Consider the following 15686-nt stretch of genomic DNA (forward strand, 5'->3'; position numbering starts at 1 on the left):
ACATGAATACCTCCGTCACCAACACGGCCCGGCTGCTCGGGGCGGGCCTGCGCGCCCTGCTCGTCCTCACCGTGGTCACCGGCATCATCTACCCACTCGTCATCACCGGCATCGCTCAGGGGCTCTTTCCCGGCAAGGCCAACGGCTCCGAGATCACGGTCGATGGCAAGGTCGTCGGCTCGTCCCTGATCGGTCAGTCGTACCACCTGCCGCTGAAGGAGGGCCAGGAGACCCCCGAGCCGGACCTGAAGTGGTTCCAGGGCCGCCCGGCGAACGGCCTCGGCACCAACACCATCAACACCCAGTACGACCTGATCCTGTCCGGAGCGACCAACCGCTCCGCCGACAACCCGGAACTCGCCCAGTGGGTGAAGGACGCCAAGGCCGCCGTCGTCAAGGACAACTCCGTACCCGGCCACCTCGTGAAGCCGTCGGACGTACCCGCCGACGCGGTCACCTCCTCCGGCTCCGGCCTCGACCCGGACATCTCCCCCGAGTACGCGGACCTCCAGGTCCACCGGGTCGCCGAGAAGAACGGCCTGCCCGCCGAGCAGGTCCAGAAGCTGGTCGACGAGCACACCGAGAACCGCACCCTCGGCTTCATCGGCGACCCCCGGGTCAACGTGCTCGAACTGAACATCGCGCTCAAGGAACTCGCGGCCGAGAGGTGACGGGTTTACGCCGGGGGCGTGGGAGCCGGCCGCCCGGAATCCTTCCCGGAACCGCCGGCTCCCACCGCACCGAACCACCAGTGGTCCGCCTGGCCGCCGTGCACGAGAGGAAAGGCACACACCGATGACCCGGGTGCTGGTCGTGGAAGACGACCCCCAGCTCGTACGCGCGCTCGTCCTCAACATGCGGGCCCGCCACTACGGTGTCGAGGCGGCACCGGACGGTGCCACGGCCCTGCGCCTGGCGGTCGCGGGCCGGCCGGACGTGGTGCTCCTCGACCTCGGCCTGCCGGACATGGACGGCGTCGACGTCATCAAGGCGCTGCGCGGCTGGACCCGTGTGCTGATTCTGGTGCTGTCGGCCCGTCAGGCTTCCGGCGAAGGTAGGCGCCGCCGTCCTGGTCGTAGTCGTCCCGGCCCGCCTCCATGGCGAACCACCACGCCAGCCACACCAGCGGGAGTCACCCCGTGCACAGCGCGGCCGCATGGTTCCATTCGTCATTCGACCAGGTGAGCCGCCGGAGCCTGCCGGGTTGCTCCGTCTTCCCCCACCCCATGCCCGCAGCTTACGATCCGGGATCATGACCGTGGCGAGAGGGCCATGTTCATCCGTCCGCGAGGGCTCTGAACTCGCCCGCAGGGCCCAGGCTGATCCGCCCTCATAGGACAACCCTCAGGTTTTCCAGTCCGGCGGTTCCTGGGCAGGTTGGTTGGACGCACGCAGTGAAAGTGAGGCATGTTCCGGTGAAGTTGGCGCTATACGCGGCTGCATGTGCACCTCTCGTGGCGTGCAAGGACCGGCGGGCAAAGAATGAGTGCCATCTGCGGGGGACTGCTGCTTGACGGCCGCCGCAGGTCGATCGTCGATCGAGGCCATGGCCTTGCCGGGCGGCAACCAACGCAACCCGCAGCGGTTCGCGAACCAGTAGGTTGCCAGGTATCACGCGTTCCCGGCGACGAGGGGATGAGGGTGCGCAGGCCAGTTGAGGGCGAAGTCCACGTTGAATACGGCCAGATCTATGTCGTGAGTGGTCCGGACGGCTTCGGCCCGGACCTCCAGGAGTCTCTTGCCGGGCAGAGCGCCGGGCTGTGCGGGGCCGCGGTACCCGGCGCGCTGTGGTTGTCGACCGGGCTGCACATGGGCAACGTCGGCTTCACCGTCGAGGTGCACGACCAGGCCCCGCCGCTGGATCCGGTGTGGGAGGACGTCGTGGAGGCATCCTTCCGGCCCGTCTCGGCCGGCAGCGCTCTCACGCAGTGGGCAGGGGAAGCTTCCTGGGATCTCGACTTGGAAGAGACGGACTACCGGGTGCGCTACTGCGCCCAGGGCCTGGACGAGGCGCATCGCCAGGGAACCCGGCTGGACGACGAGCCGCACTTGGACCGCTATTTGCTGCAGTTCTGGCCCGCTCCACCCGCACCGGACCGCATCCTGAAACAGACCTCGGCGACTGCCGCGTACTGGCACGACTACGCCCGCCGCCAGCCCGCTCCACCCACACCGGCCGAACGCGCCGAGGCCGAACGCCAAGCCCGCCTCGCGCGGGAACAGGCCGAGGAAGAACGCCGGCTCGCCCACGAACGGTGGCAGTGGGGCGGACGATCACCGAGCCGCACCCTGCGCGAGGTCGGGGGTAACGTCCGCGGCCTGCTCGCCTTCGACCCTGACCTCGTCCACGCCATCGATGCCGCCACGCCCGAGACCCAGCGGGCGACAGCGCTGCTGGCCGCACGCCGGGCCTGTGAGGTGGCCGGGCTCACCGACCTCGGCTGGATCGCCGCAGGGCTCACTGCCTTGGCCGAAGGCCGCCCGCTGCCACCGCCCCTCGATGACCCGGCCCAGGCGTGGCGGACTCTGGGAGCGGACCCCCAAGTCCCCGGCGGGACCGTCGGTCGGGCCGTCCCGCCCAAGCGGCCCCCCTTCCAGCCACCTGCCCGCAGCGACGCACACACTCCGATGCCCAAGCCCATGGCCCTCCCGCGGATCACAGGTCCCGCAGCCACCTTGGTGGAGCCGCCGGACCCTGCCGTACCACCGACACCGGAGCCCGGGGGAGCGATGCCGTTCACGGTGAGGGTCACGCTCGGCGAGCCGGACCCGTCCCTGCGGATGTCCCAGCCCCACATGGCTTTGCCCGCGCTGCTCGGCGCGGCCGAACCCGACCCGCTCCAGGCGGCCCTGGATGCGGTGTATGCGGCCGTGGCCGCTTACGGCGAGGATTACCGGACACTTCTGCGAGAGGTCCGGTCCGCCTGCCAGGAGCTGTGAAAGGCAGTGCGGTGTGGGAGGCTCCGGTTCCTGAGCTACGGCCTTGCAGTCTGGGAAGGCGACAGACCGGCAGGCGACAAGATCGCCGGCCGGTTCTGCAGCGACCTGCACGACCGCTACATGGGCGGTGAGGGGGAGAGCTTCCCTCACAACGCATCGCGGTGTACGTGGCCGCGCTGCTTGAACGGTGGTGCGATGCCCCCGAGAACGAGGAGAGCACCTCGCCCTGGCCGACCGGCCCCTTGATCAGTGAAGTCAGCGGTCCGCTGATCTCCGTCCCTATGCGGTGGAGCACGGCTGAGGAGGCATCAGCCTACGCGGCGGCCGTCGTCCAGTGCATGTGACCGGCCTGCTTCGATGCGCAGCAGGACAGGCTCAGCTGTTCGGACGGCCCTCCAGCCACCTGGCGCCTCAATGTCAACCACGACGACTCAGTGACCGAGAACTCGCCCAGCTTCACACTGAGAAGCACGAAAACCGAACAGCACGCCCGGCCCTGTTCCTGTTGCGGCACCGAGCTGCTTCAGAACTGGCACGGTCCGCTGATGACCGGGCAGCCCTTCCCTACCGCGTGAGCCGAGTGCTCCTTCCTCAGTGCCCCGGCCGCCGTACAGGGGGAGCTCGCGTGTTCGCCGTGGTCACGTATCGTCGGCCGCAGTCCGGCCTGGACCAGGAGCCGCAGCCCTCCGCAGGCTTGGGTCCTGACCGTCATCACCCGCCATCCGCTTGCCTGGTGGCCGTCCAGACCGGCGGACGGGCGGCGTCACGCGGGGGCACCGAGCGGCGGGTGCTCGAGCACGCGGGGCTTGTACTCGACCAGCTGGATGCGGCCGTCGAAGGTGCGGTGCTCGTTCATCTCGAGGGCAACGTCCGGATAGCCGTCGTAGATGCGTTCTTCACCCGTGGCCCCGGTGATCACGGGGAACATCACGACCCGGAAGCGGTCGACGAGTCCGGCTCGTAGCAGGGACCGGCACAGGCTGAGGCTGCCGATCGTGCTGAGGAGCCCCGAGCCACTCGACTTCATGGCGCGGACCGCCTCGACGGCGTCGTCACGGACGAGCGTGGAGTTGGCCCACCTCAGTGGCTCCTCGAGTGAAGAGGAGAACACCACCTTGGACGCTTGCGTGAGCTCGTCGACGGACGCCTCTTCTTCGGGCCTGAACTCGTCTTGGCCGTCGGGGACCTGGCCTGCAGCGAAGCCCGACATGAGGCGGTAGGTGTTCGCTCCCATCAGGTAGGTGGCTTCGGGTTGCTCGCTGAGCCATGAGAGGTACTCCGGGCCTTCGAGGCCCCAGAACCCTGGCCATCCCTGTCCCGATGCGTAGCCGTCGAGGGAGGTGATGAAGTCGACGAGAAGCTCCGACATGGCGGTGTCCTTTCCTGGGGTGTCACGAGCTTGGACTGGTCGGAAGCCACAAACTCATCGGCCACGCTGTGAAGTAACAAGAAACCCGTGGCAGCCGAACCGATCGGCAGGGCGCCACCCGCGGACGGCCCACGCCGACCGTCATGCTCAGCCAGGCCAAGTACAACGCTCAGTGGCCAACTACGACGCTCAGTCACAACGGATGGCACGCGGCAACAGTCCGGTGTACAGGAAGCGGGTATTCGATGTTCTGTTCGATAATGTGGTGGGGAGGTGAGGGTAGTGACGGACACCGACACGCGGGCAAACCGGGTGTCGACGGCGACGCATGTGCGCTGCCCCGATCGTGTCCGGGAGGAGGTCCACCGGTAGGTTCTGGAGCTACTAACCGACCTCTCCCCAGTAGTGCAGGCGCTGCCGCCGACCGCGGCCCTGATGGAGCTGAAGGGTGCGCTGCGCATCCTCGGGCCTGATACGCACCGGCTGGGCGAGATCCTGCGGGTGCGCATCCTGTCCCGCCTCGGGGTCGACGTGCGGGTTGGTATTGGTCCGTCGATCACCGTCGCGGCCACCGCCTCCGCTCAGGTCGCCCCGCCGGGCGGGGTCCTGACCGTTGCCCCTGGCCGTGTGACGAAGGGCTCGCCTCGCCGCCGGTCGAAGCCCTCAACGGTATCGGCCCCGTCAGGTCGGCGCACTGCATGACCACGGCATTCACATCGTGGGCCTGCTCGCCGCCGTCTCACCCGAGACCACGCAACGCCTCCTCGGCGGCAAAGCCGGCCACCTCGCCGCCGACCGGGCCTGCGGCTTCGGCCCCGCCCTGTCGTGCCCCGCCCTCTGCCGCATCTGCCGTCGTCCGCCTGCGCTTCGATCAGAACGTTTCGACCGCCGACAGCCCCACCGTAGGCCCGAGCACCCGAACGTGGGAGGTCGGCTCTGCCGAGGGCAGGGCCGCCGTCACGCCCGTGGAGGGCGGTGATCTGTCACCCTGCGCAACCTGTTCAAGGACGGCAGCTACCTGGACACCAACGGACACGCCTCCGCGGACCAGAATGAGGCCGGCGCAAGTACGACGTGCACACAGCCAAGACCGCTGACCGCGGCACGGGCACCGCTGAGTAGCGGATCTTCGGCCAGACCTCCACCCCGCAGAACACCCGCCGGCATTGTGTGACCTGCATGGGTGTCTCAAGTCCCAAGGTGTCTCAGGCGGCGCACCGCCGCAGACGAGACATGCTCGTCGACCATGGCTCGGGGAGCCAAGTAAGGAAATTGGGCCGCGCGTCCGTCGGCACGGCACAGTTGGCCTGCGTGAATGAAGGGGATGCAGCGGGCTGCCGGCGCGGTTGTCGGCTAGGTGGTGGGTGACGCCCTGGGTGGCCCCTTCGAGTTCGATCCGCAGGAAGCCTCCTCGGCCCGGTTTCCAGCGCCTGGTGGCGGCGGTGAGATGTGTGGAGGCGGTGACTGCGATTCCGGTGAGGCGACAGACGACACGCAGATGGCCGTCCTGGGAGTCGCTGCTGGAGCAGGGCGGGCTGGATCTGCCGGATGTCTTCGCCCGCTTCCAGCGTTGGGCAGTATCAGACCCCAAGGACATCGCCCGGGTCCTTCCCCTGGCGTCCGCGCCCCAGTTGAGTACGACGCACACCGCCAGCGGGCCGACGGCCCCCTTCAGCCTTCCGGTAGGGCAGGAGCCGGGCGAGGCGGTGCGGGCCGCCGCTTGCTCGCCTGCGGCCTCAGATACGCCAAGAGCGGAGGGTGTCCGCGATGTCGTAGATCTTGAGCCGGGTCTCGCGGGCTTTTCTGATCAGGTCGGACAGCGCTCCGTACGGTGGGTCGATGCCTTCACCGGACTGGTCGAGGTACTGGGTGGTGACGAAGGCGGCGAAGAGGCTGTTGCGGTGGGGGAGCGGTTCGAGCCGCACGATGGTGTGCAGGAGCGCGGCAGCACGCCACGCCGCGTCGGGGTTGGACTCGGCAAGCGTCGGTGTGCGGGTTTTGTGGCGGGCGACGGCCGCGACAAGGGCGGAGTAGTCGGTGACGGACACGTCGTCGTGGCCGAGGGCGATGTCCTGAACGTCCAGGAGCCAGGAGACATCTACGTACAGGCTCTCGCTCATCAGGCGGCAGTGGCTCCTCGGCCGCGCTCGGAGGGAGGAATCTCCTCCGGGAACGCCGCGTCGAACTCCTCACGCAGCCTGTCCGCCCAAGACGCAGCGCCTGCGACGAACCGCCTACGGTGCATCTCCCGCACGCCCAGGTCGTGCAGGTACTGCTTGAGGCTCTTGCCCTCAGCGGCGGCAGCAGCACGCACGCCTTCCATCTCTTCTTCGGTGAAGGACACATTCAGTGACGGCATACCCGCATGGTACCTACTTGGTGCCTGCCGAGGAAGCAGAGTAGGCGGTGACGCCCCCGGCCCGGTCCAGGACTGGCCGGGGGCGGACCTGCCGCCGCTCGCGTATCGCCCGCCGCACCCGCGGCCCGCTGTTCCTCACCGACCGCAAGGCCCCGGCCGGTACGCCGACGCTCGACGTGTGCCCGGAGACCGGCCGGGCCCGGCTCTCCTACCGCCGGGCCGAGGAGATCTGCGAGGAGAGCACCCGACTACTGGCCGACCCGCTCGCCTCACCCGAGGACATCATGGACCTGGGCGGCTGGACCCTGCACCGGCTGCGGCACTCCGGGCTCACGCACGGCGCGGAAGGCGGCACCTCCACCCCGATGCTGCTGGCCCGCTCCCGCCACGCTTCTGTCCGCTCCCTGGAGCGGTACGCCCGCCCCGGTGTTGACGCGGTCGCCCGGTACGTCGCCGAGCGCGACATGGCCGCCCGCCGTTGTAGGTGAGCCCTCAAAAGTTGACCTCGCGGCTGTTTGCTCCCTTCTCCTCGGTCACGCGCCTTCATCCCGGCGGACGGAGAAGGCACCCGCGCCAGCCGCTATGACTGCCGCCTCGGCGGCCCGTTCCGGGAGTTGGGGGTCGGGATCGGCGCGCAGGAGTACCAGCTGGTGGTAGAGGGGCGCGGTGGCGGCGATCAGCAGGCTCCGCGCGTCCGTGTGCCGTGCGGGCAGTTCGCCGCGCTCGGCCGCGCGCTCGACGAGGATCTCGCACTGGGCGTACCGGTCCGCCCACAGCCGCGTCTGGGCCCGTGCGGCCTGTTCGGAGTGGAACGAGGCGGCCATCAAGGCGAGCGCGAACGACGGCTGTGCGACCAGGGACTCCTGGATCTCCCGGTTGAGGGCCGTCAGATCGCCGCGCAGGGAACCGGTGTCCGGCGGCCGCCAGTCGATCTCGCCCGCGGCGTCGATGACGTCGACGAGCAGGCCGCCGACATCGCGCCACCGCCGGTAGACCGTGGCGCGGTGCACTCCGGCCCGCGCCGCGACCCCCTCCATGGTGAGTCCTTCGTGACCGCCTTCGGCGAGTTCGGCGCGCACCGCGTCGAGGACCTGGGCGCGGACGCGGGCGGTGCGACCGCCCGGACGGCGGTCCGACGTCGTGTCCAGTGGGTCTGTCATTGGCAATCAGTATCCGGTTGATCAAGGTGGCAGGGCTGTGCCAACATCTTAACGCGACAGTTGTCGCCTTAGGTTCACTAGAGAGGAACCGCATCCACGATGCCGCCCGTTCTCGCCGACCCCACCGTGCTCCATCCGATGCCCGAGCACCCGCGCGTGGTTCTGCTCAAGCCGCTGGTGAAGTCGCCGCTGATCGAGGTCGGTGACTTCTCCTACTACGACGATCCGGACGACCCGACCGCGTTCGAGACGCGCAACGTGCTCTACCACTACGGTCCCGAGCGGCTCGTCATCGGCAAGTACTGCGCGCTGGGGACGGGCACCCGGTTCATCATGAACGGCGCCAACCACCGCATGGACGGCCCGTCGACCTTCCCGTTCCCCACCATGGGGGGCTCCTGGGCGGAGCACTTCGACCTGATCACCGGCCTGCCCGGCCGGGGCGACACGGTCGTCGGCAACGACGTGTGGTTCGGCCACGGCGCCACGGTCATGCCCGGGGTGCGCATCGGACACGGCGCGATCGTCGCCGCCGGCGCCGTGGTGACCGCCGACGTCCCCGACTACGGCATCGTCGGCGGCAACCCCGCCCGGCTCATCCGCACCCGCTACGACGCCGCGGACACCGCACGCCTCCTCGCCGTGGCGTGGTGGGACTGGTCCGTGCGGCACATCACCAGGCACGTGCGGACGATCATGTCCGGGACCGTCGCCGACCTGGAGGAGGCCGCCGCGCAGATCGACCAGCCCTGACATCGCGTCCTCACCACACCGCCCGCTCCCGTCCCGCGCCAGAAACGAGTGATCGCCCATGTCCCGTCTCCGCGCCCATATCGCGATGGTCGGCGTCCCCATCGTCAGCCATGTCCTGCCCAGCCTGGCGCTCATCCGTGAGCTGGTGGCCCGCGGGCACCGGGTCACCTACGCCAACGATCCGTTCGTGGCCGACCGGATCGAAGCGGCCGGCGCGGAGCTGGTGCCCTGCACCTCCACGTTGCCCGTCGCGGACAACGCCTGGCCTGCCGATCCCATCGCCGCGGCGAGCCTCTTCCTCGACGACGCCGTCCAAGCGCTCCCGCAACTGCGCGCCGCCTACGACGACGATCCGGCCGACCTGTACCTCTACGACATCGGCGCCTATGCCGCGCGTGCCCTAGCCGAAGCCCAGGGCCGTCCCCTCGTGCAGGTGTCCCCGACATTCGTCGGCTGGGACGGCTACCAGGAGGAAGTCGCGGCACATCTGCGGAAGCTGCCCGGCGCCGACGCGTACCGGGACAGGTTCGCACGGTGGCTCGCCGACTGCGGTGCGACCACCACGGAGGTGGACACGTTCTCAGGCCCACCCGCCCGGGCCCTCGCCTTGATCCCGAGAGCGATGCAGCCGCACGCCGATCGAGTCGACACCGACACGGTGACCTTCGTCGGCCCCTGCTTCGACACCCGAGCGGACACGGACGGCTGGACCCGCCCGGCGACCGCGGACAACGTGCTGCTGATCTCGCTCGGCTCGGCGTACACGCGCCAGCCCGCGTTCTACCGCCAGTGCATCGCGGCCTTCGGCGACCTGCCCGGCTGGCACGTGGTACTCCAGATCGGCAAGTACACCGACCCCGGAGAACTCGGCACCATCCCGCCCAACGTCGAAGTGCACTCCTGGGTCCCACAGCGGGCGGTCTTGGAACAGACGGACGCCTTCGTCACTCACGCCGGCATGGGCGGCTGCGGCGAAGGGCTCCTCGCCGGCGTTCCCATGATCGCCGTGCCGCAGGGAGCCGAGCAGTTCATGAACGCCGACCGGCTCGTCGAACTCGGCGTCGCCCGCCGTGTGGACACTGCTGACGCCACCGCCGAGATTCTTCGCGCGGCGCTGAACGACCTGGTCACGGATCCGGAACGCGCTGACCGGTCCAAGCAGTTGCAGGCCGCCGCCCGGGCCGAGGGCGGCACCCCGCGCGCTGCTGACCTCATCGAGAACATCCTGACCGCCGCCGAGGGCCCTGCGCTCTGAGCACGGCCGCTTCCCTTCCCCCGGTTGGCGCCGTCCTTATCCGAGGAGCTGCACCTGCAGTTACAGGCACGGGGAAGATCACCGCAAAGGGCGGGGAGGCGGAGTGGATTCGGAAGATGTACGCGCAGCGGCGCACCCGCCCGGTCATGCCTCCACCGTGAGCCCGGCTCTGGTCAGGTGGATGCCGTGGCGCCCTGGCCCTCGGAAGCACGAGGGCGGGGCACCGTCGCTGCTGGGGTCAACCCAGGCCCAGGTCGAGGCGGCTGTTCATGTCCAGCTCGAACCTGCCATACGGGTTCACACGCGTCCAGAACAGCGGCGACAGCGCCCGCCGGTCCGCATCGGTGAGCATGTCGGCCCACTTCGGGTCGGCGAGGACCTGCTGCATCAGCAGCGTGTTGACGTTGACGAGGGCGGACTGGAGCCGATGGAGGGCGAGCATGGACACGGCCTGGGACTCCTTGTCCTGCCAGGCCAGGTCGCCGTCCTTGCCGTAGAAGAGGTCTTTGTTCGCACTGTTCCAGTTCTCCACGACCTGCAAGCCCTCATGGATCTCCTGCCGCAGCTGGACGTGGGCGAGGTAGTCGCAGACGAACGAGGTGCGCACCGCCCGCCCGAGTGCCTCGATCACCTGATAGGTGGGGTGCTTCGGCCCGCCGAGGGTGAAGCGGCGCAGGACCTGCTCGGCCTCCGCGGTGCCCAGGCGCAGGGTGGTGGTGTGCTTCACGATCTGGTCGTACTGCTGGCGGATCAGATCCCAGTTGATCGTCTTGGTGGACAGCACCGGCGCGAGGTTCGGCCAGTTCCCGTTCTCACCGGCCGCCGGCCGATACAGCTTCGCGGAGCCGATGTTCTTCAGCCTGGGCATGAGCTTGAAGTCGAGCGCCGACCAGTGCCTCGACGTCTGCTTTGAGCTGGGCGAGCTCCTCCGCGTCGGTGGCCCGTAGTTCGTTCAGCCGGCGGATCCGCTCGCGAAGGCGCCGCTTGCTGTTCGGGATTCCCCCTCGGGCCGGAGAGGACCGGTCATTCGTCCCTGCGTTCATCTGCGGCTGCTGCGCTCATGAGATTCTCCCGCGACGGCCGCGTCAAACCGCGGATAGCCGTCCTTAGACGCGACGGCTTCCGGTGTCTCGCATACGGCACCGTAGACGACCTCACCATCGGTCACGTACAGCACCAGTCGGCAGGCGGTCGGCACGGCATAGTGCTGGTCACGCAGCAATCCAGGGGTGGACCGTCCTGTCGCGGCGCAGGTTGCATGTTCTCGTCGGATATTGAGTGGTGTCGCCATCAGGAGGCCACGGCCAGGGCCAGCGAGGCGACCGCGGTGGCGAGGTAGAAGCCGGGAAACGCGAGGTTGTAGAGCACGCGAGCGCGCAGGTGGAAGGTGAGCGCACCCAGGTAGAGCAGGACGAGACCGCAGGCCGCGGCGACGCCCAGGGGACGCAGTGCGGCGTTGAAGAGGCTGAGGAGGAGGCCCGCCGCACCAGCCAGCTTGAGGGTGGCCAGCCGGGGGAGCCAGGACCGGGGGACACCCACCTGCGCCGAGTTGGCGAGCACGAAGCGCGCCCCGGTGAGGTCGGCGGCGGCGATACCGACGTTGACGGCGGCGGTGAGCAGGGTGACGACGAGGAGCGCGAGGTGGGTACCGGTCATGCGTCCAGGATTCGCAGGCATCTTGGCACCGTCCAATACCTGCTTCTATAACCTCGCCGCATGGATGTGGACACGCGCTTGCTTCGGTACTTCGCCGCAGTGGTGGAGGAGGGCAGCCTGACGGGAGCCGCGAAGAGGCTGTTCGTCTCGCAACCGGCGCTGACCAAGCAGATCCGGCGCCTGGAGGACGATCTCGGGGTGCGGCTCTTCGTGCGTTCGCGGTCGGGGATGGCGGTGACCGAGGCCGGCCATGAACTCGCCTCGCGGGTGCCCGCACTGCTGGACGGATGGGAGGAGGCGGTGCAGGCGACCGGCCGGGCGGCGCGTGTGCTGCGCCTGGGCTTCCTGGACGCGGGCGCGGTGGGGACCGTCCACGAGGGGATCGCCGAGTTCCGCCGCGCACAGCCGGAGTGGCGGGTGGAACTGCGGCAGTTCGACTGGTCGGACCCGAGCGCCGGTCTGGCCCGTGGGGAGGTGGATGCCGCAGTGGTGCGTTTGCCGTTTCCGGGTCAGGAAGGCTTCGCAGTGCGGGAGTTGTTCGCTGAGGAACGTGGAGTACTGCTGCAAGCTCGGCATCCGCTGGCGAACAGCGAGACGGTGGAGTTCCGCGAGCTGTGGGACGAGCCGTTCGTCGCGGCCGGAGCCGAGACCGGAGCCTGGAGGGAACACTGGCTGGCGGCGAAGGAGCGCGACGAGCACCCCATCCGGGTCGGCGCCGTCACCAGCCGTCCCGACGAGTGGCTCGGAGCGGTGGCCGGCGGCTGCGTGGCGCTGGCCCCGGCGTCGGTGGCCCGTTTCTACTCTCACCCGGACGTGGTGTTCCGTGCGGTCCGCGGGGTCTCACCGAGCCGGGTGGGACTGGCCCGGCGTCGGCGGCGGATGCACGAGGCGGTGCTGAATGAGCTGCTCCAGGCCATCACCGCGACGGCCTGAGATCACGGCATGGCGGTCCGCCGACGCCACCGTCTCTCGTCGACGCTGGAGGACGTCACTGCGGACTTGCGCGCTGCGGCTGTGACCGAGCACCGTAGACGGCCTGGGTGGACAACCTCGATGCTCACCTTCAGGCGGGGAACGTCAGTGGTCCTGGGTGCGGGGGCGAGCCGCGTCACAGCAACGCAGCGATGCCCTCCGGGTTCTCTGGCAGTCCAGCCGCGCGGAACCACAGCCAGTTCCCGCGGATGCTGCCCGTCGCCTCGTCGGTTTCTATGAACGCCCGCAGCAGTGCGCGTTGGGCGGGGGTGAGCGAGCGGGTCGGGTCGTAGCCACCGGAGAAGGCTCTGAACAGGATAGGCCCGCGTTCGTGGTCGACGATGGACCTGTGGCCCGCGGCCACCATGGCGATGGCCACCGGTGCCACCTCCTCGAACGATGCGGCCAGGTCGAGCGCGGAACGCAGTACCGTGAACCGGAACCACCCGACGACCCCGTACAGCGGCTCGGGGAACCACCCGTCCGTCGTGCGGGGGTCCCGCAGCGCGTCGAGGAGCACGGCGAGAGCGCGGCGCCGATCGACTCGGACGGGACCGAGCGCGGCACAGACCCGCACGGCCGGGTCGGGGTCGGCGAGCAGGTCGGAGGTGTCCATCCCCCACAGACTCAGCGCCCGCGCCACGGCGGCTCGCTCACGCCGGCCCGTCATGGCGCCCAGCCGGGCCCGCAGCAGCGCGGCGGCGCGCGGTATCCGGTCGGCCAGGGCCGGGGCGCAGAGGAGTGGCACCGCGGCGCTGAGCGCGGTCTCACAGATGTGGGGGTCGGAGGAGGAAAGGAACGGCTCGACGGCGTCGTACAGGGCGGGCCGGATGTTCCGGCACGCTTGCAGTGCGGCGAGCTCGTCGGGGTCCCGCTGGCCTCGGGTGACCTCGTGCCAGGGCTGCCACTCCCAGTTGGCTCGGTCCCGCGCCGGGTCCTCCCCATAGGCGGCCGACTCGGCCACTTGCCCCAGCCAGCCGAGCAGGGCGGCCCGCAGGGTGCGTGGCGGCCCGTCGTCCCACGGGAAGTGTCCCTCGTGCTCGGCGAGGCCCATGGGGTGGTCGAGGATCGCGGCGACGAACAGCGCCGCGGGCGCGGTGACCGTGTACAGAGAGCCCTGATGCAGCACGCCCATGTCCAACGTGGCCAACGCCCCGGACCGCACCTCGGCATCCTCGTCCAGAAGGGAGCACAGGGAGACGGGTATGTCCTCGCCGGAGCCGTAGGCGTGCCGGTGAGAAGCCCAGTCCGTCTCCCACAGCAGTGCTTGAGTCACTGCCGGCAACCCGCTCAGAATCCGCCTCATGCGGGCACTCTCGTTGTCCGTCATACCAGCACCCTGCCAGCACCCACCGACAACGCTCCCTCTCGGAAGCTCACGGGGCAGCACCAGTGCTCTACCGCAGCGGGCCATCCACCGCTCACAGGGGGCCAACCAGCCCGCTCAAGTGTGACTGGGTGGCGTAGTTGGCCCGGCTGGCCAAGTGCGCACTCAGTTTCGCGGTGGCAGTGTCAGAGGCCGTTCTCTTTCCGAATGCCGTGTGCGGATTCCGCTGGTCAGGCATGAGATTGCGGCTGTGGCGGGAGTCTCGACTCGTTGCTGATCGAGTCGGTGGGGGTGGCGGATGCCGTCGATGCGGGCGGTCCTGGAAACGCGGCGGAAGGCCGCTGCCGTGCGGGTGGATGAGCTCGAAGCCGAACTGAAGCGGGTGCGGGCAGACTTGGCGGATGCCGAGGAGGTTCTCAAGCTTCGGACGATCGGCCTCGAGCAGTATCTGGAAGCGCTCGCCGAGGAGGAACAGCCGGCCGAGACAGTCGTTGGCCCGTCGCCGAGGACGCCGGTGGGCCCGCGCCGTGCGGTGCCACATCGACAGGACGCGGCCGGGGTCGAAGACCTGTCGGTGGACTACCAGGCGGTGATGGCAGCCGCGGCCGAGGCCGGGAACGACGGGCTGGGTGCCCGGCGGGCGGCCGTGGTGCTTGGCTGGGACAGTGCCTCGGCCTCACGTGTCGAGGGTGCGAGAGCACGGCTGAAGAGGCTGGTGGAACGGGGCTGGCTGGTGGAGACGAAGCCCGGGAGGTTCACCCTGCCGTCAGCACTGCAGGCCGACGAGATCGTGCGGCCAGGCGGCGGCTCATCAGGGCGATCATCGACCAGCGGATGACGGCTTCGCTCGTGTCGGGGCGGCGTTCGTAGTCCCTGACCAGGCGGCGGCTGCGCAGAAACCACGCAAAGGACCGTTCGACGACCCAGCGGCGGGGAAGGGCCTGGAAGCCTCGAACATCTTCACTGCGGCGGACGATGTCGAGGACGAGGCCGAAGTGCTGGCTGGTCCAGTCGGTGAGGTGGCCGGTGTAGCCGCCATCGGCCCAGACCCGGGCCAGCCGCCGGAAGCGGCCGGCCGCCGCTGGCAGAAGGGACCGGGCGCCGTCCCGATCGGTCACGGACGCCGGTGTGACCAGCACAGTCAGGAGAAGTCCGAGCGTGTCGGTGAGCAGGTGCCGCTTGCGACCGTTGATTTTCTTGCCCGCGTCGAAGCCCCGTGAGCCGAAGGTGACGGTGGCGTCCGCTTTCACCGACTGCGAGTCCACGATCCCCGCGCTCGGCTCGGCGCTGCGGCCTTCGCCGGCGCGGACGGCTTCCCGCAACCGGTCGTGCAGCTCGGTGACCAGTCCCGTGTCCCGCCAGCGGGCAAAGAAGGCGTAGACGCGCGGCCAGGGCGGGAAGTCCGCGGGCATTGCCCGCCACTTGATGCCGTTGTCGACGAGGTAGCGCACTGCGTCGATCATCTGCCGGTGGCAGTAGCCCTCCGGACGCCCGCCGCGGCCCGAAAGCCAGCCCGGCACCGGAAGAAGGTCCCTCACCACGGCCCACTCGGCATCGCTCATGTCCGAGCCGTATCGGGGCCGGCGCTGCGGCCGGTCGACTGCGTTCCCGAACCTGTGGGCGAGGCAGTCACACCCACGAGTGGACGAACTGGACTCGGCGACCACGACCACGCGACACTTCGACAACAGGGCCTCTTGCTTCTCGCTGGACTCGACATCCGCGAGCTACCAAGAGGCCCTTCCTTCATGCACCCGCCCCGGACAACTCACCCGAACCAGGACCCCGTTCGAACCTGCCCGACCGCACGAGCGGATAGAGAACAGGCAGTCAGGGCGCGGGCAAGCGCATCGCCGACGCGCTCCGAGTGATCCGGCAGGTGTCCCGTGGCCCAG

Annotated in this window: 16 protein-coding genes and 2 pseudogenes; 10 read left to right on the forward strand and 8 right to left on the reverse strand. The window is 69.4% G+C overall.

Features of this window, described 5'->3' with window-relative positions; genetic code table 11:
- Positions 1-2 precede the first annotated feature (2 nt).
- The 3 genes and pseudogenes from SAM23877_RS35000 (at position 3) to SAM23877_RS39445 (ending at position 2940) form a co-directional block, all read left to right on the forward strand.
- A complete protein-coding gene (locus tag SAM23877_RS35000) occupies positions 3-671 on the forward strand; it encodes a potassium-transporting ATPase subunit C (RefSeq protein ID WP_053141885.1) in 669 nt (222 codons plus the stop codon).
- A 124-nt stretch (positions 672-795) separates the two neighbouring features.
- A pseudogene (locus tag SAM23877_RS38585) lies at positions 796-1053 on the forward strand (response regulator); the annotation flags it as partial.
- A gap of 582 nt (positions 1054-1635) precedes the next feature.
- On the forward strand, positions 1636-2940 hold the full coding sequence (locus SAM23877_RS39445) for a hypothetical protein (protein ID WP_053141887.1): 1305 nt from the start codon (positions 1636-1638) through the stop codon (positions 2938-2940).
- A 763-nt stretch (positions 2941-3703) separates the two neighbouring features.
- Here SAM23877_RS39445 and SAM23877_RS35015 read toward each other — a convergent pair.
- Positions 3704-4309, reverse strand: coding sequence for a dihydrofolate reductase family protein (locus SAM23877_RS35015; RefSeq protein WP_053141889.1), 606 nt, complete (start codon positions 4307-4309; stop codon positions 3704-3706).
- 435 nt (positions 4310-4744) lie between these two features.
- Here SAM23877_RS35015 and SAM23877_RS41605 point away from each other — a divergent pair, with 435 nt between their 5' ends.
- Both SAM23877_RS41605 and SAM23877_RS38600 read left to right on the forward strand, forming a co-directional pair.
- Positions 4745-5011, forward strand: coding sequence for a hypothetical protein (locus SAM23877_RS41605; RefSeq protein ID WP_244903045.1), 267 nt, complete (start codon positions 4745-4747; stop codon positions 5009-5011).
- A 655-nt stretch (positions 5012-5666) separates the two neighbouring features.
- A pseudogene (locus SAM23877_RS38600) lies at positions 5667-5907 on the forward strand (ADP-ribosylglycohydrolase family protein); the annotation flags it as partial.
- A 138-nt stretch (positions 5908-6045) separates the two neighbouring features.
- Here SAM23877_RS38600 and SAM23877_RS35025 read toward each other — a convergent pair.
- Complete coding sequence (locus tag SAM23877_RS35025) at positions 6046-6429, reverse strand: toxin Doc (protein WP_053141891.1); 384 nt, start codon at positions 6427-6429, stop codon at positions 6046-6048.
- Positions 6429-6668 carry a hypothetical protein gene (locus tag SAM23877_RS35030; RefSeq protein ID WP_053141894.1) on the reverse strand — a complete coding sequence of 80 codons (240 nt, stop codon included), beginning with the start codon at positions 6666-6668 and terminating at the stop codon, positions 6429-6431. Before SAM23877_RS35030 ends, SAM23877_RS35025 begins: the two co-directional genes overlap by 1 nt.
- A 47-nt stretch (positions 6669-6715) precedes the next feature.
- Between SAM23877_RS35030 and SAM23877_RS40625 the strand changes: the two genes are divergently transcribed.
- The gene (locus SAM23877_RS40625) at positions 6716-7156 is read left to right on the forward strand and encodes a hypothetical protein (RefSeq protein ID WP_053141895.1); all 441 of its coding nucleotides are present in this window, start codon (positions 6716-6718) and stop codon (positions 7154-7156) included.
- 45 nt (positions 7157-7201) lie between these two features.
- Here SAM23877_RS40625 and SAM23877_RS35040 read toward each other — a convergent pair whose 3' ends face one another.
- On the reverse strand, positions 7202-7828 hold the full coding sequence (locus tag SAM23877_RS35040) for a TetR/AcrR family transcriptional regulator (RefSeq protein WP_053141898.1): 627 nt from the start codon (positions 7826-7828) through the stop codon (positions 7202-7204).
- Between the two features lie 99 nt (positions 7829-7927).
- On the opposite strand from SAM23877_RS35040, the gene SAM23877_RS35045 reads away from it, so the two are divergent.
- Both SAM23877_RS35045 and SAM23877_RS35050 read left to right on the forward strand, forming a co-directional pair.
- Positions 7928-8581 (forward strand): CatB-related O-acetyltransferase, encoded by a 654-nt coding sequence (locus tag SAM23877_RS35045; protein WP_053141900.1) that lies wholly within the window; start codon positions 7928-7930, stop codon positions 8579-8581.
- Positions 8582-8639: 58 nt separating this feature from the next.
- Positions 8640-9836 (forward strand): macrolide family glycosyltransferase, encoded by a 1197-nt coding sequence (locus tag SAM23877_RS35050; RefSeq protein ID WP_218922756.1) that lies wholly within the window; start codon positions 8640-8642, stop codon positions 9834-9836.
- A 238-nt stretch (positions 9837-10074) separates the two neighbouring features.
- Here SAM23877_RS35050 and SAM23877_RS35055 read toward each other — a convergent pair whose 3' ends face one another.
- A complete protein-coding gene (locus SAM23877_RS35055) occupies positions 10075-10704 on the reverse strand; it encodes a Tn3 family transposase (protein WP_107408703.1) in 630 nt (209 codons plus the stop codon).
- A 422-nt stretch (positions 10705-11126) separates the two neighbouring features.
- Positions 11127-11492, reverse strand: coding sequence for a DoxX family protein (locus SAM23877_RS35060; protein WP_053141902.1), 366 nt, complete (start codon positions 11490-11492; stop codon positions 11127-11129).
- A 60-nt stretch (positions 11493-11552) separates the two neighbouring features.
- Here SAM23877_RS35060 and SAM23877_RS35065 point away from each other — a divergent pair, with 60 nt between their 5' ends.
- The gene (locus tag SAM23877_RS35065) at positions 11553-12425 is read left to right on the forward strand and encodes a LysR family transcriptional regulator (RefSeq protein ID WP_053141904.1); all 873 of its coding nucleotides are present in this window, start codon (positions 11553-11555) and stop codon (positions 12423-12425) included.
- A gap of 175 nt (positions 12426-12600) precedes the next feature.
- On the opposite strand, the gene SAM23877_RS35070 is transcribed toward SAM23877_RS35065, so the two are convergent.
- Positions 12601-13770 (reverse strand): hypothetical protein, encoded by a 1170-nt coding sequence (locus tag SAM23877_RS35070; RefSeq protein ID WP_053143186.1) that lies wholly within the window; start codon positions 13768-13770, stop codon positions 12601-12603.
- A gap of 319 nt (positions 13771-14089) precedes the next feature.
- Here SAM23877_RS35070 and SAM23877_RS35075 point away from each other — a divergent pair, with 319 nt between their 5' ends.
- Positions 14090-14629: a hypothetical protein gene (locus SAM23877_RS35075; RefSeq protein ID WP_053141906.1), complete on the forward strand. Its 540-nt coding sequence runs from the start codon at positions 14090-14092 to the stop codon at positions 14627-14629.
- Here the strand turns inward: SAM23877_RS35075 and SAM23877_RS35080 are convergent.
- On the reverse strand, positions 14547-15353 hold the full coding sequence (locus SAM23877_RS35080; protein ID WP_107408701.1) for an IS5 family transposase: 807 nt from the start codon (positions 15351-15353) through the stop codon (positions 14547-14549). The two genes, SAM23877_RS35075 and SAM23877_RS35080, sit on opposite strands and share 83 nt — an antisense overlap.
- Positions 15354-15686: the final 333 nt, after the last annotated feature.

It is taken from the genome of Streptomyces ambofaciens ATCC 23877, assembly GCF_001267885.1.
In the GTDB taxonomy this organism is placed as follows: domain Bacteria; phylum Actinomycetota; class Actinomycetes; order Streptomycetales; family Streptomycetaceae; genus Streptomyces; species Streptomyces ambofaciens.